The organism is Neisseria sp. P0021.S007 (genome assembly GCF_051956855.1).
Genome location: NZ_JBQCXA010001415.1, coordinates 1 through 485, shown reverse-complemented (window position 1 = coordinate 485; position 485 = coordinate 1). Strand labels below are relative to the sequence as shown.

The window sequence follows — 485 nt, the reverse complement described above, 5'->3', positions numbered from 1 at the left end:
CATAAAACAGCAGGGCATCCCGCGCTGAAAACGCGCCGTTAATCAGGCCCGACATGATTAAAAACGCCGCCATATACTGCGCCGGACGCTTCTGAATCACTTCCCAACCCGCCAGCACCACCATCAGCGTGATAAACGCGTTCAGAATGACAAACAGCACCGAAATACCGTCCACACCCAGCGAGTAGTTGATTCGCAAAAGCGGAATCCACTCGTGGAACTCGGTAAACTGATAGCCGCCGCTCAAACGGTCGAAACCCGTAAACAAGGGCAGCGTTACCAAGAAACCGGCAAGCGCACCGATTAAAGCGAGCACGCGGGCAAGCGGCGCACGGCTGTCCGGCCCCGTCGCCAAAACCAGCACGCCCGCAGCGATGGGTATCCATATTGCCAAGCTGAGTAGGTAGTTGGAAAACATAGTGGTTAACCTGTGGTTAAAATAAAAATATAGTTGTGTGGGTTGGTTTTTCAGACGACGTTTTAAG

General features: G+C 52.8%; 1 pseudogene. It reads right to left on the bottom strand.

Annotated features, from left to right (window positions below):
- Positions 1-418 (bottom strand): annotated as a pseudogene (locus ACTHUR_RS19460) (NADH-quinone oxidoreductase subunit M); the annotation flags it as partial.
- Positions 419-485 lie beyond the last annotated feature (67 nt).